This window comes from Kangiella koreensis DSM 16069 (assembly GCF_000024085.1).
In the GTDB taxonomy this organism is placed as follows: domain Bacteria; phylum Pseudomonadota; class Gammaproteobacteria; order Enterobacterales; family Kangiellaceae; genus Kangiella; species Kangiella koreensis.
The window spans coordinates 1,774,158-1,796,045 of the sequence record NC_013166.1 but is presented as its reverse complement, the minus strand read 5'-3'; the positions used below and the strand labels follow the sequence as shown (position 1 = coordinate 1,796,045).

General features: G+C 43.1%; 20 protein-coding genes. 19 read left to right on the top strand and 1 reads right to left on the bottom strand.

The window, feature by feature from the left end; genetic code table 11:
• Positions 1–2: 2 nt before the first annotated feature.
• The 19 genes from KKOR_RS08310 to aroC all read left to right on the top strand — a co-directional run bounded on the left by KKOR_RS08310 (position 3) and on the right by aroC (position 21,412).
• A complete protein-coding gene (locus tag KKOR_RS08310) occupies positions 3–3,101 on the top strand; it encodes a pilus assembly protein (protein ID WP_015780675.1) in 3,099 nt (1,032 codons plus the stop codon).
• Positions 3,091–3,591 (top strand): GspH/FimT family pseudopilin, encoded by a 501-nt coding sequence (locus tag KKOR_RS13340; protein WP_015780674.1) that lies wholly within the window; start codon positions 3,091–3,093, stop codon positions 3,589–3,591. The genes KKOR_RS08310 and KKOR_RS13340 overlap by 11 nt, the downstream gene beginning before the upstream one ends.
• Positions 3,585–3,995 (top strand): type IV pilin protein, encoded by a 411-nt coding sequence (locus KKOR_RS08300; protein WP_015780673.1) that lies wholly within the window; start codon positions 3,585–3,587, stop codon positions 3,993–3,995. Before KKOR_RS13340 ends, KKOR_RS08300 begins: the two co-directional genes overlap by 7 nt.
• A 169-nt stretch (positions 3,996–4,164) precedes the next feature.
• Positions 4,165–4,731, top strand: a complete 567-nt coding sequence (locus KKOR_RS08295) for a GspH/FimT family pseudopilin (RefSeq protein WP_015780672.1) — start codon at positions 4,165–4,167, stop codon at positions 4,729–4,731.
• Positions 4,728–5,330 (top strand): type IV pilus modification protein PilV, encoded by a 603-nt coding sequence (gene pilV, locus KKOR_RS08290; RefSeq protein WP_015780671.1) that lies wholly within the window; start codon positions 4,728–4,730, stop codon positions 5,328–5,330. Before KKOR_RS08295 ends, pilV begins: the two co-directional genes overlap by 4 nt.
• Entirely contained in the window at positions 5,327–6,094 is a 768-nt protein-coding gene (locus KKOR_RS08285; RefSeq protein ID WP_015780670.1) for a PilW family protein, read from the top strand. The genes pilV and KKOR_RS08285 overlap by 4 nt, the downstream gene beginning before the upstream one ends.
• A 4-nt stretch (positions 6,095–6,098) precedes the next feature.
• On the top strand, positions 6,099–6,656 hold the full coding sequence (locus KKOR_RS08280; RefSeq protein WP_015780669.1) for a pilus assembly PilX family protein: 558 nt from the start codon (positions 6,099–6,101) through the stop codon (positions 6,654–6,656).
• An 11-nt stretch (positions 6,657–6,667) separates the two neighbouring features.
• Positions 6,668–9,628: a PilC/PilY family type IV pilus protein gene (locus tag KKOR_RS08275; protein ID WP_015780668.1), complete on the top strand. Its 2,961-nt coding sequence runs from the start codon at positions 6,668–6,670 to the stop codon at positions 9,626–9,628.
• 89 nt (positions 9,629–9,717) lie between these two features.
• Positions 9,718–10,428: a ParA family protein gene (locus tag KKOR_RS08270; protein WP_015780667.1), complete on the top strand. Its 711-nt coding sequence runs from the start codon at positions 9,718–9,720 to the stop codon at positions 10,426–10,428.
• 449 nt (positions 10,429–10,877) lie between these two features.
• On the top strand, positions 10,878–11,912 hold the full coding sequence (aroF, locus tag KKOR_RS08265; RefSeq protein ID WP_015780666.1) for a 3-deoxy-7-phosphoheptulonate synthase: 1,035 nt from the start codon (positions 10,878–10,880) through the stop codon (positions 11,910–11,912).
• Complete coding sequence (locus KKOR_RS08260; protein WP_015780665.1) at positions 11,902–13,533, top strand: anthranilate synthase component 1; 1,632 nt, start codon at positions 11,902–11,904, stop codon at positions 13,531–13,533. The genes aroF and KKOR_RS08260 overlap by 11 nt, the downstream gene beginning before the upstream one ends.
• Positions 13,530–14,150 carry an anthranilate synthase component II gene (locus KKOR_RS08255; protein WP_015780664.1) on the top strand — a complete coding sequence of 207 codons (621 nt, stop codon included), beginning with the start codon at positions 13,530–13,532 and terminating at the stop codon, positions 14,148–14,150. Before KKOR_RS08260 ends, KKOR_RS08255 begins: the two co-directional genes overlap by 4 nt.
• Positions 14,134–15,141 carry an anthranilate phosphoribosyltransferase gene (trpD, locus tag KKOR_RS08250; RefSeq protein ID WP_071818310.1) on the top strand — a complete coding sequence of 336 codons (1,008 nt, stop codon included), beginning with the start codon at positions 14,134–14,136 and terminating at the stop codon, positions 15,139–15,141. Before KKOR_RS08255 ends, trpD begins: the two co-directional genes overlap by 17 nt.
• Positions 15,134–16,594: a bifunctional indole-3-glycerol-phosphate synthase TrpC/phosphoribosylanthranilate isomerase TrpF gene (gene trpCF / locus KKOR_RS08245; protein WP_015780662.1), complete on the top strand. Its 1,461-nt coding sequence runs from the start codon at positions 15,134–15,136 to the stop codon at positions 16,592–16,594. The genes trpD and trpCF overlap by 8 nt, the downstream gene beginning before the upstream one ends.
• Positions 16,591–17,802 (top strand): tryptophan synthase subunit beta, encoded by a 1,212-nt coding sequence (gene trpB, locus KKOR_RS08240; RefSeq protein WP_015780661.1) that lies wholly within the window; start codon positions 16,591–16,593, stop codon positions 17,800–17,802. The genes trpCF and trpB overlap by 4 nt, the downstream gene beginning before the upstream one ends.
• A 28-nt stretch (positions 17,803–17,830) precedes the next feature.
• Positions 17,831–18,736: a tryptophan synthase subunit alpha gene (gene trpA / locus KKOR_RS08235; protein ID WP_015780660.1), complete on the top strand. Its 906-nt coding sequence runs from the start codon at positions 17,831–17,833 to the stop codon at positions 18,734–18,736.
• The gene (locus KKOR_RS08230; RefSeq protein ID WP_015780659.1) at positions 18,681–18,929 is read left to right on the top strand and encodes a hypothetical protein; all 249 of its coding nucleotides are present in this window, start codon (positions 18,681–18,683) and stop codon (positions 18,927–18,929) included. Before trpA ends, KKOR_RS08230 begins: the two co-directional genes overlap by 56 nt.
• A gap of 42 nt (positions 18,930–18,971) precedes the next feature.
• Positions 18,972–20,300 (top strand): 3-phosphoshikimate 1-carboxyvinyltransferase, encoded by a 1,329-nt coding sequence (aroA, locus tag KKOR_RS08225; RefSeq protein WP_015780658.1) that lies wholly within the window; start codon positions 18,972–18,974, stop codon positions 20,298–20,300.
• Positions 20,301–20,317: 17 nt separating this feature from the next.
• Positions 20,318–21,412, top strand: a complete 1,095-nt coding sequence (gene aroC, locus KKOR_RS08220) for a chorismate synthase (protein WP_015780657.1) — start codon at positions 20,318–20,320, stop codon at positions 21,410–21,412.
• A gap of 38 nt (positions 21,413–21,450) precedes the next feature.
• On the opposite strand, the gene KKOR_RS08215 is transcribed toward aroC, so the two are convergent.
• Entirely contained in the window at positions 21,451–21,864 is a 414-nt protein-coding gene (locus tag KKOR_RS08215) for a DUF2069 domain-containing protein (protein WP_015780656.1), read from the bottom strand.
• Between the last annotated feature and the right edge of the window lie 24 nt (positions 21,865–21,888).

The following is a 21,888-nucleotide window of genomic DNA, read 5'->3' as shown; positions in this document are numbered from 1 at the left end:
CTATGAAAAAGTTTATATCGCAATTGCTTAAAGGTGCGCTACTCGGACTTTATGTAGCTTCACCTTTTGCTTTTACATCGGCACAAGCTGATGATACGGAAGTTTACTTCCTAGACGGGGCTTCATTGGCGTTGCCAAAGCCAAAAATTATGATTGGTCTGGATTACTCTTCCGCAATGAATGGTGGCGGCTTACTTGAACAATTGAAGTCGGCTTTAAATACATTAGCCAATGATCCTTCAGTCAATGAAAAAGTAGACCTAGGCTTAACATTAATCGGTAAAGGGCAGGGTAACGCAGGGCCTCAAGCTTCCGTGGTTTATCCTACTATTGCTTTTAATGCCTCAACCAGCCCAACCTTCCAAGAGGTAGTCGATTCATTAACTCTCTCAGATACTATTTCGGGTAATACACCAACAGTGCAAGGCATGTCGGAAATTGCACGATACTTTACTGGAAGCAACCCTAAGTACGATACCAAGTTGACGCATTCTAGAGCTCTTTTCGATGGTAGATATGCTGGCAGTAACGACCCTGGGTGTACTAATGCAATGGTTGTTCTTTCTCGAGGTCAAATTAATGGTAATGAATGGCCTGGAGATGTCGCAAGTATTGTTCCTGAATCTTATTGTGGTGGTGAGTGCGATGACTCCGATCTCGTTCGTTATATGCGTGAAGTACTCAATGTTCAAACTTACTCTATTGACCCTGGTGCAACAGGTAGAAATGCTGCTAACTTAGATAATTGGGCAAGGGAAGGTGGTACTCAAGAAGCGATTGATTACAACGAAAATGTGGCTTGTGAAGCAGAGGGTGGTTTGTGCCAAATTTTGCGCGATATTATTGAGCAAGTTGCAGCACAAGGTACTAGTTTCGTTCAGGCGGGTGTGACAGTGAGTCAACAGAACCGTTTGAATCATGATAACCACTTATATTTCGCGCAGTTTCAGGCTGATAACATTGCTCGCTGGCCTGGCAACCTTAAGAAATACAAAATTAGCGGTGGTAACTTGGTGGATGATCCAGGCGATCTAGCTGTTAATCCTGACACTGGGTTATTCAATGAAGTAAGAGATCCAGATACCAATCAAATCACAACATCCTGGAGTATGTGGTCTGAGGCTGCTGATGGTAACCAGGTGGAGCTTGGTGGTGCGGCAGCTGAGCTGGACCAGTTTCTGGTTAGTAATCAGGACCCTTATTTCCCCCAATACCAAACCTATCAAGATTGGACTCGTAACCTGTTCACCGACATTGATAGTGGGCTTGTGTCAGTAAAAGATGATACAACCAAGAGTGACTTCTTGATGGACGCCGAAACTGATGAGGCTTATCAAGATATTAAAGATAGAACTTTAGGGTACAGTCGTAAAGATGTGGCAATCCAACTAGATACTCCTATATATGATGCAGATGGTGTATTAGTAGCAGAAACACAATATGTCATTGAGGATGTTGCTCGGTCAGAAAGATTAATCGGTGACCCTCTGCATAGTGTGCCTAAAGTTGTTCAGTATAATGATTACGATGACACGACAGAGGATAAGTCTATCGTATTTATGGGTACTAATTTGGGATACTTACACGCCATAAATATCAATAGCGGTGGTGAACTCTGGAGCTATATTCCGTACGAGTTGCTGGGTAAAATGAAGGAATTTCTGGTAGATATTCCTATCGATGGTGACCCTACAAAGCATAACTATGGCTTGGATGGTGAAATCTTTATTGCCCATGCAGATAGTAATGGAAACACTCGAGTAGACTTGGGTGATAATCCTGCAACAGAAGCTGTAGAGACGGCAGAAAAAGCACTATTATTCATTGGTATGCGTCGTGGTGGTGGTAATTACTATGTACTAGATATCAGCACACCTAATGAGCCTAAGTATTTGTTTAAAATTGAAGGCGGCTCAACTGGCTTTGAAACACTAGGTCAGACCTGGTCGACTCCCTTAGTGACTAATATTGAGGACTCGAGTCAAGATAGCGGAGTTAGAACCGTTGTAATCTTTGGTGGGGGTTATGATCCTGCGGTTGATGATGTTTTCGACCAAGATCAAGATGGCGATGCTTTCAACGGTGAGGTTACAAAAGGTAATGATGTTTACATCTATGATATAAACAGCAAATCTGTCATCTGGAGATTATCAGATAAATTGCCAACTCTTTACACTGATTTGTCGGCAGTACCTGCCAATATTCGTGCCATTTCGTTGAATAACGATACAACGGTTGATCATTTATATGTTAGTGATGTTGAAGGGCAAATCTTCCGATTAGACATCTCTGAGGATGAGACTAATGGCTTCGCGATTGCAGGTGGTAAGATATTTGATGCTAATTATGGGGTATTGAGTGAGCAAGATAAGGCTAGATTCTATTACGCGCCTTCCGTTGCCTTTATTCCACGTCCCAACGGTAATTCCTTTGTAGCCGTTGCTGTCGGGACTGGCTACCGTGCTCACCCGCTGAATACAACGATACAGGATCACTTCTTTATGTTGCGTGATGTTGGCGTGCTGCAAGAAACGCCAACCTATGATTTGATTACTTTTAAATCAGGGGAGACAAGCGGTGACTTGCTGGATGTTACTAATCTGGTTAATCCAAGTAACAGTCCAGATATAGTAGAAGCTCAAGAGCCTTCAGATCCAACTGCAACAGGCAGTAATGGTTGGTACATCAAAATGACAGGGCTGGAGATCGATGGTGTTAATTTCACGGGTGAGAAGGTAATCTCAGAGGCGCGAATCCTGTTCGGAAAGATTGTTTTCACATCATACGTGCCGACTCTTGATACCAGTAAACTAATCTGTTCACCAGTAGTTGGTAGTGGTAAGTTGTACGGTGTAAATCTAATTGATGGCACCTCATTCTTTGATGATAATACTCGAACTATCGATTTAATTAGTGACGGCATCCCGCCAATGTTCCAGCTACTGTATACCTCTGGTGCAAATACTTCGGGTGGAGATGAAGCTGCATTTATTGGCCTAGTTGGTAACGAGGTCATAGACGACGCCTTTACTGAAGCCTTGACCAAGGGGTATGATGGTGTCATACGTGTTAATTGGCGGAAGAAACCTGATGATGAGTAAGCAAGCAGTAAAAGCCTTTACAATCATTGAACTGATGACAACAGTAGCAATTGTAGCAATTATGGCTGCAATTGCTGTTCCGGGCATGAGAAATCTTGTAATGAACAATCGCCTTGTGGGCTTTAGTAACGATTTTGTCAGTTCAGTATCTGCGGCCAGAAATGAAGCGATTGGCTCTCGCCAACAGGTTGGAATTGAAGCAAGCGGTGGTGATTGGTCACAAGGTTGGCTGGTCTTCGTCGATGCTAACGATAGTGGAACCTTCGATGCAGGTGAGGAAATTGTAAGAGAAATAGAGGCCTACCCTAGTTCCATGAGTGAAAATGCTTCGCCAGGCACTAATATCGTGTTTACCTCAAGAGGTATTATGAGTAACTTAGGTGGCTGGGGAACATTGACTCTTTGTGATGACCGTGGCGCGGGACGCTCGATTAATATTGCAGGTGCAGGCAATGTTACAGTAAGTAAAATTAATGTTGGGGGATGTTAGTCTTGAATAGAAACAAAACTAAAGCTTTTACCTTAATGGAAGTGATGATAGTTGTGGCTATCGTGGGTATTTTGGCAGCCATCGCGGTTCCAGCGTATACCGAGCAGATAAAAAAAGGTAAGCGTAACGATGCCATGCAAGCACTGCTTGCTGCTTCAGAGGCTATGGAACGATATAAAGCAGCTAACTTTTCCTATGATGGCGCAGTTTTGGGTAATTTTTTCAATACTCAAGTACCCGTAGATGGTGGTGCGGCATATTACACCTTGTCGCTTGAAGATTTATCTGCAACAACTTATACCATTCGTGCTGCAGACACCGGATCAATGGAAGGTGATGGTGATCTGACGATTAATCAAGCTGGGCAAAAAGAATACAAAGGTGCTTCCGGCTGGCCTGACTAACCGATAAACTCTTTATATCCACAAGCAATATTGTATCCAACCCGTTCTGTGAACGGGTTGTTTTTTATACAAAAGCCTACAATTTCAATACACATCTCAAATAGTACACGATCCTTGTTTCTATAGTATATATCCGGCAATTGGTGGAACCTTTTCAATCGAGGGAGCTATGAGCTGGGGTAGTGGTATAAACATTAATGTGCCTAATAAGGCAACGGATACATTTTCTCGGGGCAAACAATCTGGATTTGGCCTTGTGGAAACTATGTTTAGTATTCTTTTCTTAACGGGCTTTTTATTAAGCGGCTGTCATCTGTTTTTTACCCTCTTTTCCTCAAAAATATTAGACCAAACTGCTTCTCAGTTGATTGATTCGTTACAGTTCGCCAGACAGGTAGCAATTGATACCAATAGTAAAGTTACTATCAAGCCGGTAAATGACAACTGGTCCGAAGGGTGGGAAGTATTAACGGTGACGTCTCGTGGTTTAGATAGTGCTGAAAGCAAAGAGTTAATCCACCGACATGTAGAATTAAAACAAAAGCTAAGCGTGACAGGTGAAGAAAATTTAACAATTACTTTTATGCCAAATGGCATGACAACCAACTTAAGTCCTCTGGGTAAAAATGGTATGGCAATATGTAATCCAGGTGGCAAGGGCCGACATTTGACCATGCTGGCATCAGGTCAGGTACATGTAACTGATATTAAGCAAGAGTGTGGTATATCCCAATGAATAAGCAAACAGGTTTTTCTTTAATGGAAGTGCTCATCACGATTCTTTTGGTGAGCATTGGGCTGTTAGGTTATGCAGCCCTACAAATGGGTGCATTGAATAGCTCAATGGATTCTTTTTCGCGCTCTCAAGCAACTATCATTTTACAGGATGCCGCTTCACGAATACGAAGCAACCAAGAGTATCTTCGTAATGATACTGGTGTACCTAATGCTTATGTCGGTGATTTAGATTTTGATGTGGATTCAATTCACACATGGTGTGATATTGAAAATGGAATTGTCCCTGAAGCATCTTGCAGCACAGGCTCTAATTGCTCTATGAGCGATCTTGCTAAACATGATATTTATGAGATTTGTTCAAGTCTGGTTGGAACCAAAATACCTACAGGAATTATAGGTTCCAGCTGTTTTGACCGTGAAACCGGTGATACTGATAATTGCAGTTACGGCTCCCGCATATCGTTGTTTTTAGCGTGGAAGGGGACTGAAAGACAGGATGTTAGTGGAAAAGTTGAGTATGCACAGGATACACGTTGTCAAAGTGAGCTTGGTTTATCGGATGAGTACGCCTGTGTGCAGTTGGAGCTAGTGCCATGAGAAAGTCTACCGTGAGAAGAATTAACGTAAGATCATTAAATCAAGCAAATACCAAAGCTTTTACCTTGGTAGAGATGATGGTGGCAATGCTGATAGGTCTCATCATTATTGCCGGCATTGTTATGTTGTTCGTATCAAGCAAACATACCTATCGCCTTAATACGGGTATGACCCATGTTCATGATAATGGTCGTTTTGCAATGAGTTACTTGGTTAGTGACTTAAGAAAAGCTGGCTGGGTGGATAGCGATATAGAAACGCTTGATGGTTTGAGCCTGTCCATACCACTAGACGAGTTGGCTGATAACACTGATATAGAAGGCGGAAAACCATCGGATAGTTTGACTGTTCGTTACTATGGAGGGGAAGACTGCATCGGTGACACCCCGGCAGATGGCATTGTAAAAAATACTTATAGTCTTGTGACTACAGAAGGGTTACCTGAACTACGCTGTAATGGCGCTAGCCTTATTAAAAATGTAGAAAGTTTCCAGGTCAGATATGGAGTTCTAAACAGCAATGGTTTGCAGTATGTTGATGCTGGGGAAGTAACAGATATATCTTTATTGCAAACTCTACAAATTGCATTTTCGGTTGCATCGGATGAACAAAATGTCATCGACAAAAACGTCACTTTAAATGGAGTTTTAAACGAAGGGCCATATGCATTTAATGATGGGCGCTATCGTAAAGTATTCACAAGTACCATTGTTCTTAACAACAATGGTAATCAACCGCCAGATTCGTTATTGGTTTCGGAGTAGTTATATGACTAGTAATCAGAACGGTTTTTCTTTGATTATGGGCCTTATCATTTTGGCCATTATGGCTTTGCTAGGTGTTTCAATCATGTCCTCAGGTATTTCATCGCAGAAAATTGCGGTAGTTAACCAGGAGGATACTATGGTTTTTCATGCTGCTCAGACCGCCAATAGTTCCTATGTCAGCACTTATCATTATGATGCTTCACACCTGTTGGACACCGCAAACAATGCTTACTGGGATACTCTGACAGCTCCCAAGGTTGGCTATGTGCAGTGCGTTGATGAAAAAGGTGATTTAGTTGACTGTAATGCTGATGCAAGGCTTGAATCCGACAAAATATTAAAAGCAAGAGTTGAGGCGTTTTATCATGATTGTGAAACAGCCGCATTGAGATGTCTTGGGAACTCCTGGGATAACACAGGGTTGGGGTGTCACTCTTTTCAGTTGATCGGAGAAGGTAACCTTGATGTTAATAAGAATGACGTAGCAGACGCTGGCGAAGCACAGACCCATATTGAAGAGTGGGTGAGTGTTGTTCGCAGTTGCAATAAAACGCTTTAAGTGAGGGACTTATGTGTATTAAAAAATGTTTAATTTCAGCCCTATTGATTGTTGCTGGCTCAGTACCTGCTTTATTGCATGCGGATGATACAGAAGTTTATTTCGGACAATCTCAACCTGTAAACTTATTACTAGTGTTGGATGTTTCTGGCTCTATGGCTTGGACTACCGACGCATGTCGCTTAAACCGCTGGGGCCAGCCCTACCCAAGTTGTTATCCAGGTAATGGTGAGAAATCTCGATTAGATATTATGAAGGAAGCTTTGGAGCTTTTTCTTGATGACTTGCCAGATAATGTAAAAGTTGGAATATTAACTTACTCTGCTGGAAACAATATTGACCTTCTACATGAAGTAAAGCAACTGAGCGATAATAATCATAAGGCAACATTGTTAACAACAATCGATGGTCTTGAAGCTAATGGTGGTACTTTAACCGCGGGCGCGCTATACGAAGCAGGTAGCTACTTTCGTGGTCAGTATGACAACCTTCCTTCACCGATAACTCCTGGATGTAGTAACGCTAGTAACATTGTTTTTCTTACAGATGGTCAGCCGAATAGTATGTCTTATAATGGCTATTCTTATCGTAATAGCATAATAAATATGACAGGAAGTAGTTGTGCTCGAAGCGATGATGGCAAGGAATGTTCCGAAAAGCTAGCTGGCTTTTTGTCAACTGTTGATCAGATTGAAGATTTAACGCCATCAAAAGTAAAAACTCATACCATTGCATTCGCCCTAGAAGATAATAACGCCAGAACTTTCCTTGAAAATGTAGCCGACGCAGGTAATGGTCAAAGTTACACTGCTGATAGTACAGATGGTCTGGTTGATGCGTTTAAATCATCTATTCAAACTGATATTGAGCAGAGCATGATGGTGACCCCGAGTGTTCCGTTGAGCCAGAGCAACCGCTTGAACAGCAGTAATGAATTGTATCTTGCGATGTTCCAGCCAGCACAGACACAGTTTTGGCACGGAAACCTGAAAAAATACTATGTTAAAGGAAGCAAAATTGTTGATAAGAATGGATTCGAAGCCGTAGACAGCAATGGACAATTCTTTGAGACAGCCTCCAGTGCATGGAGTCAGTATGATGGCAATAAATTGGCAATAGGCGGAGCGGCTCAAGTTATGCCTATGCCGCGAACCGTCTATTCTAATATTTTGGAAAAGAATCTGTGGACACAGAAAAACCATATCTCTACAGCAAACAATAAGATCACTAAGTCACACCTAGGACTGAGTAATGCTGCTAGCGATGCAGAATTAACCAATCATATAAACTGGTTATATCAAGGCAAAGTTCAAATTGATACGGATGATGATGGAACATTAGACACCTATATAAATCGTTTTTCGGACCCGCTTCATTCTAAACCTGTTGTAGTTAATTATGCGAATAAAAGCTTGCTGTTTATGGGCGATAATGAAGGTTATTTACATGCTATAAACCCAGATGATAACAGTGGCACTGAAGAGTGGTCATTTATACCGCGACAGTTATTGAAGAATACTGCTGAACTGGTTATAAATAAAAATTTAGCAACAGTATCCAGCAGGGTATACGGTTTAGATGGTGATATATCGGTTTATCATAGTGACGGCAATAAAAATGGAAAAATCGATAATGGAGAGCAGGCTTATTTATATATAGGTATGCGTCGCGGTGGCCGTAATTATTATGCTATTGATATTTCGGATTCTGAAAGGCCTCAATTAATGTTCACCATTACTGGTGATCGTGAAACATCCGAAGAAATTACCGGTGGCTTGAGTTGGGACAAGGTTCATTATTATGAAGGCCTAGCTCAAACGTGGTCGAAGCCAGTGGTTGGACACATAAAATGGAAAGGTGGTAAGAAACTCGTCATGATTTTTGGTGGTGGTTACGATGCCCAAAATCAGGACAAGTCAAAACTTGAAGCGGGTGCTTCTGACACCATAGGCAATAACATATTCATAGCTGATGCTGTGTCTGGGCAGATGCTTTGGAACGCAAAAGACGATGCGGTTGATTATCGTGGCGGCGATTTTGATAGTTTGCTAACCAACAGCTTCGCTTCAAATCTTTCAGGCGGGGATTTATCTGGTAGTGGTACGATCGAACATCTTTATGCTACAGATACCGGTGGCCAATTATTCCGCTTTGATATCATTCAAAAAGATATTAATGATAATACCCAAATATTTGGTGCCAAAATAGCGGACATTCAAGGTACAGGTGTGGAAGGAAATCGACGATTCTATAATCGTCCGGATATATCTTTTGTTAGGCTGGCGGGCAACACGATGGCACTTATAGCTATTGGCTCCGGTTATCGCGCTCACCCTTTAGAGGAAGCCATTACAGATCGCTTCTATGTCTTTTACGATAAAAACATCTTATCAAAAGGTATTCCTGAAACAGTTATCACAGAGTCAGGCCTATTTGATGTTACTGATAAGATTAGTGTTGTAGACCCCGATACTGGGTTAAGTGAAGAGCGTTACGCAGGTATCTTTGATATTCTGAAAGATGAGACAAAAAATAATGGTTGGTACTTGAGATTAGCGGGCGGTGAGAAGGTTCTTGCGGATGCGAGTACCATTAACTATCGTGTCTTCTTTACCACTTATTCACCACAGAATGAGCCCAATACTTGTAAAGCATCGGTTGGCCTTAATAAGCTTTATTCATTGAGTATTCTGGATGGTAAACCGGTATTTTTCCAAGATGAAACTGATCCACTGCCGCCAGGCGAGACAGCTGAATATGTTCGCTCAAGAGAGCTTGGCTATGTCGGTATCGCTCCAGAATTGACCGTTCTATTTCCTAGCGATGGGCAAGGGCAGGCTGGGGAAGCAATTTCATTGGTCGGCTTGGAGACGATTTGTAGTGGTTCTGAGTGTGACTTTTTAAACCAGCTTAATACAGTCAAGTGGCGTGAATTGACCAAAAAAGAGTTAGAGCAGTTAAAAAACGACTAACTGATTGATATTAAAGATTAAAGCTCTAGCTTGCGAATTGCCCCGTGTCATGTAGAATTAGGTGAAACTACAGGATACGGGGATTTTCTGTGCGCGCAAAAGTCATTAGTTTTGTTCAAATGAAAGGTGGGGCAGGCAAAACCACTTTATGTGCCAATATTGCCTCTACTTTATCGGATAAAAGTAAGGTTCTGATGATCGATACCGATCATCCGCAAAGCTCACTTGAAACTTGGTACCGAGTTCGCGACGAACAGTATCTGATTGAAAATATGGATATTGTTTCAGCAAAGAATCTTGCTCATTTGCAGAAGCAGGTTCGTGAAAATACTGACTTATATGACTATATTCTGATTGATGGCCACCCAAGAATTACCAATCTAACAAGAGCGGTTGTCCTATTATCTGATGTTGCCCTTATTCCTTTAAGTCCATCTCCGATAGAAGTTTGGTCCACCAAGCATTTAGCTGAAATTGTTGACGAGGCTAAACAGCTTAATTCAAATCTAGAAGCGCGTATTTGCTGGAATCGTTATCGCGTTAGGACTAATTCTGCCGATAATGTGGTTGCTAATGCCAAACAGGAGCTTGGGGTTGATGATTTGCCGACAAAATTGGGTAACCGGGTTGCTTACCTTGATTCCTTCGCTGAAGGGCTAACGGTAGCTGAATGGCATGACCCAGCCGCTAAACTGGAGATTTGGTCACTAACCTCGAATATTGAGCGCTTAGCATCTCAGTTGCCTAAGTCACGATTAAAGACAGAGTCCCAGGTTGATAAGTTCGCTAAGGGTAAGTAGTTGTTCTTATTCTATTTAAGTATATTCAACCAGAAAGTAGTTGACCGAATAAAAAAGATGGTTTAGATTGCAACACATGAATATGAATATCGCACAAAACATTTGGTGGTGGCACGTTGCTTAAGTAGCGGGCCTTTTATTGTTTGTAAGATATTGATACAAGACAAAGATTTTAAAAGCCCGCACAAGCGGGCTTTTTTTATGCCTGTGTAAAAGAACCAAGTAATTTTGAGCTAATAGAAATTAAGAGAATTCAAATCATGACAATAGATACTCAGCAACACACATTCCTAACTGCAAGCTGGTGGTGGTTCCAGTAGGGCGGGGTATTGTCTAGAGAAAAGACGATAAAGCCCGCCATTGTGCGGGCTTTTTTTATGTCTGACAGTTTTATATTTACTAACTAATTAAGTTACAAAAATTTTAAATTTAATGATAAGGAACACACTATGATTATTATTCTTCGACACGATGCATCAGAGCAAGATGCGCAGGAAATATTGCAAAAAATTGACGCTGCAGGTCTTAAGCCGCTACATATGCCGGGCAGTGAACGCACTGTCATCGGTGCTTTAGGTGATGAACGTGTTTTAGAGTCGCTACACCTGGAAAATCTGCCGCAGGTTGATTTGGTTAAGCCTGTGTTGAGTAAATACAAGTTGGTTAGCCGTGAAATTTATGCCCAGGATACCGTTGTACAGGTTGGCAACACGCCGGTAGGGTCTGAGCAATTTACCATCATGGCCGGCCCGTGTGCCATTGAGAGCGAGGATCAGCTTTTAGAAACCGCGCGTTACGTTAAACAGGCGGGCGCAACAGTGTTACGCGGCGGTGCCTTTAAGCCGCGCACTAGCCCTTACTCTTTTCAGGGGTTAGGTGTTGAAGGTTTAAAAATCATGCATCAGGTGGGTAAGGAAACAGGTTTAGACACCATTACAGAGCTCATGGACGTTAACGATCTGGACGACGTCGCGCGTTATATTTCTGCGATTCAAATTGGCGCTCGTAATATGCAAAATTACACGTTGCTTAAAGCAGTGGGTGAAACCCAAAAGCCTGTATTGCTTAAGCGTGGTTTATCGGCAACGATTGAAGAGTTATTGCTTGCTGCCGAATATATTGTTGCCAGCGGGAATCCCAATGTCATGATTTGCGAGCGCGGCATCAGGACTTTTGAAACTGCCACCCGTAACACGCTTGATTTAAATGCAGTTGCGTTTATTAAAGAGCGCAGCCACTTACCGGTGATTGTGGATCCATCACACGGTACCGGAGTTCGCACGCTGGTGTCTCCGATGGCCAAAGCTGCGGTGGCCTGTGGTGCTGATGGTGTCATTATCGAGTGCCATAGAAGCCCTAAAGAATCGGTATCGGATGCCGCTCAAGCGCTTTCCCCTCAAGACTTCCATACTTTAATGCAGCAACTTGCACCTTTTGTCACAGCAAGTGGCAGAACTTTGGCAGAGGTGGCTTATGCAAGTTAATACGCTAACCAAGAAGCTGCCGCTTTCTTTATTGCCCTGCGAGGTGTTCGGCCTGTTAACGACTAACGGTCGTACATCTCACACCGCGCTGTTGGAGACTGCTGAGCCTGGCACTCAGAAGAGTAAGCGCAGTATTAGTATGGTTTCAGCGGCGGCTGTAATAGAAGGTCTTGATGGTACTGTAACCATCAAAAGTCTCAATGATAATGGCAAAAGTTTCATAAGAGCTCTTGCCAAGTCTGATGGAGTTCCAGCTGGTTTTACACAGGACGCATCCAGCGAGGTAATAACCTATACGCTTAATGAAGGAAACTACGGCAATGGATTCTATGAAAGTCAGCGCCTGACTCAGCCAACTATTGCAGATGTGCTGACTCTGATAACCGAGCAGATTCAATGCAACCAAAAAGCAGATAATGTCAGCTCCTGTTTGATTGGTGCCATGAGTTTCGATCTTGTTGATCAGTATGAAGCCTTGCCATCACTTAATAAGACAACACCCGACTTCAAGTTTTATCTGGCTGACCAGTTGGTGATTCAGGAAGATGACTCACAGTCCGCTAAAATCATTGTTAAAGGTTTTGGCGACAATGCCACTAATACTGTCCGGTTGGGCGTTGCTATAGACTCGATAGAGTCAAAGTTATTATCTTCTTCTAAAACACCATCCTTAATCGCAACATCCATGAGCCATACTTTTACTCCATTACAGAGTAGTGATTTTAAAATCGATGTCACGGATGAGCAATTTGCAGGAAAAGTCGAGAAGATTAAACAGCGCATTATTGAGGGCGATGCTTTTCAGGTGGTCTTGTCGCGCACTTTCTCTACTGAGTGTGATGATGCTTTTAAAGCCTATCAAGTACTGAGGAAGTCTAATCCAGGTCCATACATGTACTACATTAATTTTGCGGACAGTCAGCTGTTTGGTTCTAGTCCTGAAAGTGCCCTGAAGGTTTTCGACAACAGCAAAGTTACTCTGTACCCCATTGCAGGAACCCGTAAGCGTGCCATTACAGAAAGCGGTGCAATAAACTTTGAGCTGGATGCAAAAACTGAATTTGAGCTTATCAGTGATGAAAAGGAAGGGGCGGAACATATGATGCTGGTCGATCTGGCACGCAATGACTTAGCTAAAGTTATTAAAGCCGGTAGTCGTCAGGTCACACAGTTAAAACGTATTGTGAAGTATTCGAATGTGATGCATATGGTTTCGGAAGTGATTGGTGAGCTTCGTGATGATATCAATCCCATGCATGCCTATCGTGCATGCGCCAATATGGGAACCTTAACTGGTGCACCCAAAATCAAGGCGGTGGAAATTATTCGAGAATTAGAGCAAAAGCCGCGTGGTTATTATGGCGGAGCAGTCAGTATTTACAATGCGAATCAAGAATTTGATAGCGCCATTATCATTCGCTCTGCTGAAGTGGCTGACGGGGTCGCCAAAGTTTCGGCTGGTGCGGGAATTGTTTACGACTCAAAACCAGAACTGGAAGCGAATGAAACCTTTCATAAGGCCAAGGCGGTTCTCAATGCATGCCAGTTAGCTGAGCAGGAAATAAATGAGCAGGACATAAATGAGAACCTGAAAGAAAAGAGTAAGGAGAGTGCGGCATGAAAGCATTATTAATCGATAACTTCGACTCCTTCATTTATAACCTCGACTATGAATTGCAGTTACTTGGGTTTGAAGTCAACGTAGTGCGTAACGATGCTGAGTATGGGTATGTTTCTAACCTGGCTAGTAAAGCAGACTGTATTGTTTTGTCTCCGGGTCCAGGCAAGCCGTCCGAAGCTGGCTGTTGTGCGAAGTTACTTCAAGACTTCCAAAAAACGAAGCCAATTTTAGGTGTTTGCTTAGGGCACCAGGTAATTGTTGAAGCTTTTGGTGGTGTGGTAGAAAAAGCACAACAAGTGGTACATGGAAAAGTATCCAAGCTTTTATTAAAAGAGAAATCAACATTGTTTTCTGACATAAAAGGAAGTATTGCTGTAGCAAGGTATCACTCACTGGTTGCAACAACCGTACCTGAGTCGCTATTAATTACGGCCACATCAGAGCAGGGTGAGATTATGGCCGTACAACATAATGAGCTGCCTATTTTCGGTGTTCAGTTCCATCCAGAAAGCATTATGAGCTTTGCTGGTTATAAGCTACTACGCAACTTTATTACTACCGTTGAAAGCCACTCAGGCAAATCTGTAAAGGAGGCTCGCCATGATGCAGTTGCTTGAAACAATCTATCAAGGTGAAAGTTTAAATTACTTGCAGGCAACAGAATCATTTCAAGCTGTTCTACAGGGGCGGGTTGAAGCTCCTGTGGTTGCAGCAATGCTGGCAGCTTTAAAAACTAAAGGTGAGTCAGTCGAGGAAATTGCCGGAGCTGCTTATGCGCTGCGTCAAGAAGCCGTGAAGTTTCCACAGAGTGACTTTTCAGTAAGTGATTGCTGTGGCACCGGTGGTGATGGCCTGAACACGATTAATGTTTCAAGCATTGTTAGCATATTAGCTGCTACGGCTGGCGTCAAAATAGTTAAGCATGGAAACCGCTCGGTTTCTTCGAAGTGTGGTTCTGCAGATCTGATGGAGCAGCTCGATATCAATATTCATGTCAGTCCGGAACAGAGCAAGCAGTTGTTGGATGATGTGAATTTTTCTTTTTTATTTGCGCCAGACTACCATCCCGGCGTTAAGCATGTGATGCCAATCAGACAGTCACTTAAAACACGAACCATTTTTAATCTGATAGGACCATTGGCAAATCCAGCATTGCCCGAAGTGCAATTACTTGGAGTCTATGACAAAAAGTATTGCCGACCTTTTGCAGAGATTCTAAAAATACTCGGTGCCAAAAAGGCATTGGTGGTCCATGGTTCGGGGTTGGATGAAATTGCGGTGCATGATAGTACATTTGCTGTTTCTCTTGATGATGGAGTGATCCAAGAGTTCACTCTTTCGCCAGAAAACTTTGGAATTAGTCGACACAGTATTGCCAGTATTCAGGCAAACGACGTTGAAGATAATGTTGCTGCTGCCAAACAATTGTTGAAAGGTCAGGGCAGTGATGCACATATTGATATGGTAGCTGTCAATTGTGGGGCTTTGCTTGTTTTGAATAATCTTGCGGATGATTTTAAGGCGGGTACAAAACTGGCCAAGGAGTTATTAAAAAGTGGTCAAGCCTATCAGCAATTACAAAAGATAAAAGAGGCCTCCTATGCTTAATGTATTAGAAACTATCCTTGAACATAAGCGTAGTGTGATTGGTAACACAGCTGACTATCATGATTTAGAGCCTAGTCAACGAAGCTTTTATGATGCACTCAGTAAGCCACATTACGGTTTTATTATGGAGTGTAAGAAAGCATCGCCTTCCAAAGGGCTAATTCGTGCCAAGTTTGATTTAGACCAAATTGTGCCAGTTTATGACCAATATGCAGATGCCATTTCAGTACTCACTGAAGAGCGATTTTTTCGTGGCAGTTTTTCCAATCTACAGAAAGTAAGAAAGCTTACCGATAAGCCTTTACTGTGCAAAGATTTCATCTTGTCGCCAAAGCAAATTCGTCAGGCGCGTTACTTTGGAGCTGATGCCGTTTTGTTAATGCTGTCAGTTCTTAATGATAAAGACTATACAATTTGTCAGGAGCAGGCCGAAAGTTTAAACATGGATGTGCTGACCGAAGTTCATACAGAAGCAGAGCTGGAGCGAGCGATAAAGCTTGGAGCTAAGATTATTGGCATCAACAACCGAAACCTCAAAGATTTATCAACCAGTTTCGAGCACACTCAGGCACTCGCAAAAAAAATACCTGCGGACCGTTTGGTGGTCACTGAATCTGGTATTAATACCCACCAAGATGTATTAGACCTTTCTCAGTTTTCAGATGCCTGTTTGGTAGGTTCCAGTCTGATGAAGGAAGATGACTTGGAGTTAGCGGCACGGCAACTGGTATATGGCGACATTAAAGTTTGCGGTGTGACGCAACAATCTGATGCTGATCTCTTGCAAGAACTTCCAGCCAGTTGTGTCGGTGTGATTTTCGTGCCGAATTCAAAACGTTGTGTTGATAGCAACATAATAACTTCCTCAAAACCTCTGATCGGAGTTTTTCAAGATCAGTCCATTGATGAGGTTGTGTCTGCTGCTCAGCAATACAGACTGCAAGCCGTACAGCTACATGGTGATGAAAGTTTAGACTTTGCTCAAGCCATTAAGCAGCAAGTTACTGATATTAAAGTATCCAAAGTTTTTCATGTTGGACCTGAAATATCATCAGAGATTTTTGAAAAAGAACTGAAGACTTTACTTGATACCTATGACGAAGTTTTGCTGGATACAGAAGTGACCAATTCAACACAAAATCAACGGGGTGGAACCGGTGTCAGTTTTGATTGGTCATTACTACGCAATCTGAATCCACAATTATTTAGCCAGAAACTGCGAATTGCCGGTGGTGTAAACGCAGAGAACATTCAAAATCTTAAACAGCTAGGTGTCATCAACGTTGATCTGTCCAGCTCGGTTGAGTCCAGTCCTGGAGTCAAAGGTAAGGATTTGCTGGCATACTTTTTCAGAGCTGCCCGACCACAGTCTGGTCGTAACCAATTTAATTCTGCAGACCGTGAGGTGGATAATAATCTAAACCCGGTCGCTGTTGGAGGTATTTCATCATGAATCAAACAATTAACACTGCTACGAACTTTGAGTTTGATGGCACCTATATTGGCCAGTATGGAGGACAGTTTGTCCCGCAACTATTGATGCCTGCATTGCAACAGCTGGATAAGGCTTTTGAAGCATCCTTGGTTGATGATGAGTTTCAAACTGAACTCAGTCGCTTGCTTAAAGAATATGCCGGGCGTCCAACACCAGTGACCGAGTGTAGTTCTTATGCACGCATTAATCAGTCGCGAATTTTCCTTAAGCGTGAAGATTTGTTGCATGGCGGAGCTCATAAAACCAATCAGGTTTTGGCTCAGGCTTTGTTGGCTAAAAAAATGGGCAAGCATCGAATCATTGCCGAAACAGGCGCTGGTCAGCATGGCGTAGCAACTGCACTGGCTTGTGCGTTGCTGGGTTTAAAGGCAACCATCTATATGGGTAAGAAGGATTGCGATCGCCAGGCTCCTAATGTGTTCAGAATGCAGCTTATGGGCGCCGAAGTGATTCCAGTTGATAATGGTAGTGCCAGCTTAAAGGATGCTATCAATGAAGCTTTACGTGATTGGGCATCCAGTTACGAAACCACACACTACTTATTAGGGACGGTAGCGGGTCCAGCACCCTTTCCTAAAATGGTACGCACTTTTCAGAAAATTATTGGCGAAGAAGCCAAACAGCAAATGATGCAATTAATCGGGCAATTACCCGATGCAGTAGTAGCCTGTGTCGGTGGAGGCTCTAACGCGATTGGTATCTTTGCCGATTTCATTAAGGATGAGGAGGTTCGATTAATTGGTGTTGAGCCAGCTGGTAAGGGCCTCGACACCAAAGCACACGGCGCAACCTTATTAAAAGGCCGTGAGGGCATCTTGCATGGCTCAAGAACTTATGTATTGCAAGATGGCGAGGGACAGGTGCAAGAATCGCACTCTGTTTCTGCTGGTCTCGATTATCCCGGCATCGGACCTGAGCATGTGCACTTAATGACATCAGGGCGCGCCGAATATGTATCTGTGACTGATGACGAAGCATTAAAAGCCTTTCAGGAACTGTCTAAAACTGAAGGCATTATTCCGGCACTTGAATCATCGCACGCATTGGCCTACGCCAAGAAGTTAGCGGCTGAATCCAGTGAGCCACTCAATATTCTGGTCAACCTGTCCGGGCGCGGCGATAAAGATTTAGCTCATGTAATGAGTATCTTGCAAGAGACTGCCTAACACATCAATTTTGATAAAGAGAGTGACTATGCGTTACCAACAATTATTTAAACAATTAAAAGCCGATAACAAATTGGCCTATATCCCCTTTATGCTGCTGGGGGACCCAACAGAAGCGTTATCCTTAAAACTCATCGATAGGCTAGTAGAGAATGGTGCTGATGCACTGGAGCTGGGTTTTGCCTTTTCTGATCCGGTCGCCGATGGTCCGGTTATTCAAACGGCGAGTCTAAGGCCATTAGCCAATGGGTTTAGTGTTCAGAGAGGTTTTGATTTGATTGCTAAAGTGCGAGCTAAATACCCGGATTTACCCATAGGGATTTTGACTTATGCCAATCTGGTCTTTGCCCCTGGTATTGAGCAGTTTTATCATGATGCTCAAAGAGCAGGTGTTGACTCAGTGCTGATTGCTGATTGTCCTGTTGAAGAGGGAAATTTATTTGCAGGAGCAGCCAAGACCTATGAGATCGAAACGGTTTATCTTGCGCCTCCTGATGCCAGCCAGGCCAGTTTGCAACTTATCGCCAGCAACAGTCAGGGTTATACCTATGTGCTTAGTCGTAAAGGAATTACAGGTGCTGATAACAGCCAGCAGGAAACAGGAACTGAACTGATCGATAATCTAAGGCGGTTAGGAGCACCGCCTTTAGTGCAGGGCTTTGGTATTTCCAAGCCAGAGCATGTGTTAAAGGCTGCTCAAGCAGGTGTTGATGGAATTATTACCGGCTCAGCCATAGTTAACTTGATCAATGAGCATTATAATACGCCGGATAAAATGTTAGATTTAGTGTCGGAATACGCTAAGACTATGTCTAACGCGGCTCATAATGCACGTCATGAACTCAACATGACTGAATCAATTGAAAAAGGCTCACACTATGTCGATAGCAGAAACAATCAAGCAACAACTGCTGGAAATGGAACAGCAGGTTGAAGAAGAGAAATTGTTTTTAATTGGGTATCTGATACCGATGGTGGATTTGATACCTGCCGACGATTTATCCGATGATGAATGGTTTGCTGAATTTGCGTTGTTTGTTGAAGACGCTGTGGAAGCCGATGGCTTAGCCGATCGCGATGTTGAGCTGTTATCTGAATTACTGGATGAGCTGCAACCTCAAGATTAAATTAGGTTTGTTTATCCAATACTAAGAGAGTGACAATATCTTTTGACTGACCGAATCATAGTTTCAAGTGCGATAAAACCATTCGAATTAAGGTTGCCCGGTAGTAAGTATCTGGCCAACCGTTATGTGGTATTGGCCGCCATCAGTGATGGAACAACCCGGCTTAGCAATGTTCCCCGCAATGACGATATACTCGCGGCATTGGGTGCTATTCAGGCGCTAGGTGCTAAAGTTGAGTGGCTTGACCAAACCAGCGTTGAGATTAAAGGTATTGAAAGCTTTGAGCTGGCTGATGACGTCGTTATTGATTGTCATGATAGTGGAACCTTAGCGCGATTTATTACGGCTCTGACAGGACTGTTTTATTCCTCAGTCGGGCACCAGATCACGATTACTGGAAGCCAGCAGATGCGGTCACGCCCGATGCAGGAAAGTGTTGCCAGCCTTGAAACTCTTGGCGTCAGTATAGAGAGTGAAAAGGGCTTTTTACCAATTAAAATTTCAGGGCCAATCACTGGTGGCTCTTGTGAGTTGGATGCTTCACGTAGTAGTCAGTTTTTGAGTGGTCTTTTGATTGCCTGTTTAAAGGCTGAAAAAGATACCTTAATTCATTTGAGCTCAGACGCTGTATCGGAAAGTTACGTCGAATTAACCTTGCGAGCTATAGAGTTGTTCGGTGGGGAAGTAAAGCGAATCAATTGCCGTGAATTTTTTATACCCGGTCAGCAAGCTTTAGTTGCGAAAGATATTCATGTTGCTGGTGATGTGGTCAGTAGCAGTTACTTTTTGGCCGCTGGCTTGTTGGCTGAATCAAGTTGCACTGTTCTTAATTATCATTTTGATTCTCCGCAAGGCGAATCAAAGTTCCCGCAAGTTCTGGAACGTATGGGCGCCAAAGTTTACCTTAAGCAGGATGATCTAAAGGTTGAATATGACTCACCACTGCAGGGCATCGACGTGGATATGGGTAATATGCCGGATGTGGTGCCAACCTTAGCCGCTCTGGCTTGTTTTGCCCAAGGCGAAACCCGTATTACTAACATTGCCCATTTAGCTTTTAAAGAGTCTAATCGAATTGTCGATTTATGCGAGCAACTGAAAAAGCTAGGCGCAGATTGTGAGTATGATGAATCGAGTATTACCATTCGTGGCGGTAAACAACTAATAGCAGACAAAGTTTCCAGCTGTCATGATCACCGTCTGGCTATGAGCCTGGCTTTAATAGGGATCAAGTTAAAGGGTCTGACGATCGAGTCATCGGAAGCAGTTGCCAAGTCCTTCCCAGACTATTGGCAGTATCTTGAACAGATTGGTATGGTGACTGAACTTGTCTTAGAAAGAGTTTCAGAGACAGTCTCAGCAGAACATTAAAGTATTAGGAAATCCTTATGGCAGGCGATAGTTTCGGAACTTTATTCAGAGTGACCAATTGGGGTGAGTCTCATGGCAAAGCGATTGGCGCTGTCGTTGAGGGCTGCCCAGCAGGTTTGAAACTGTCTGAGGAGGATATACAGGTTTTCCTTGATCGCCGACGTCCTGGGCAAAGCTCAATTACCACCCGCCGCGATGAGTCGGATCAGGTGCAGATTATGTCTGGTGTCGTTAATGGCATGACTACCGGTACGCCCATCAGCTTGTTAATTCCCAACCAGGATCAACGCAGTAAAGACTATTCAGAGCTTGGGTCCATTTTCAGGCCGAGTCATGCAGATTACACCTACCAGAAAAAATACGGTATACGTGATGTAGCAGGTGGTGGCCGTAGCTCGGCGCGGATTACCGCTGGGCATGTGGCAGCTGGAGCCATTGCGCGTAAAGTGCTTGAACAGGCGCTTGGAACCGAGATTGTGGCTTACGTCAAAAGTGTACAAGATTTGACTATGACACTCGATTCTGAGGCGGTGGATGCAAGCTTAATTGAACAGACACCTGTGCGTTGCCCTGATTTAAAACTGGCTGAGCAGATGATTGCTAAGATTGAGCAAGCTCGCAAAAGCGGTGATTCGCTGGGTGGTATTGTTGAATGTCGAATTAAATCTGTTCCTGTGGGATTAGGTGAGCCAGTGTTCGATAAACTGGAAGCTGATTTGGCGAAATCCATGCTGGCGATCAATGCGTCAAAGGCTTTTGAAATTGGTTCCGGTTTTGCTGGGACTTTGCTAAGTGGCACAACTCACAATGATGTCTTTATTAATCAAGATGGCGAAGTGAAAACTCGAACCAATAATTCAGGCGGAGTCTTAGGCGGAATTTCCAATGGCATGCCGATTGTGTTCAGGGTGGCCTTTAAACCAACCCCAACTATCATTAAAGAGCAAGAAACGGTAAACCTTGAAGGTGAGGCAACGGTGTTTCATGGCAGAGGGCGCCACGATCCTTGTGTGTTGCCACGAGCTGTACCGATTGTTGAAGCGATGGCGGCTTTAGTATTGTGCGATCACTATCTGCGATTCAGAGCTTACAAAGATTTATTTAATGTTTAGCTCTTTGCATTGGTGTTTAACAAATGAAAAGGGTTGGTTTATTCCAGCCCTTTTGCTTTTTTAGCATCTTTATTGGTCTTTACACCGTGCCCCAATGCATTTTTCTTGACGTACAAAACTGAAGCGAAAAAATAGATAACACAGAGTACGGTTATGATGAGTGACCATTGGAACTTCTCTGGTTCAATAATGTAGAAAAAGGCATAAAAGAAGGGCAGTAAAATAATAAAACCGGTCCAGCCGTAAGTGTAAGTCTTGCCTTTAAACAGTCCCGGAACCGCAATCAGCAACGGTGCCCACCAAATCGCTAATGAAAAATAGACTAATGCTTGGTTCTCATGATTTTTAACAATAAAGAAAGGCATCATAATTAGGACCGCTAAGTATACTGCGAGCCCGATTAAGCGGTAGCGACTGGCGCTGAGAAGATGTGGATTCAAATCATTTTGCATGGAACTTTATTACCTTACTTTAAG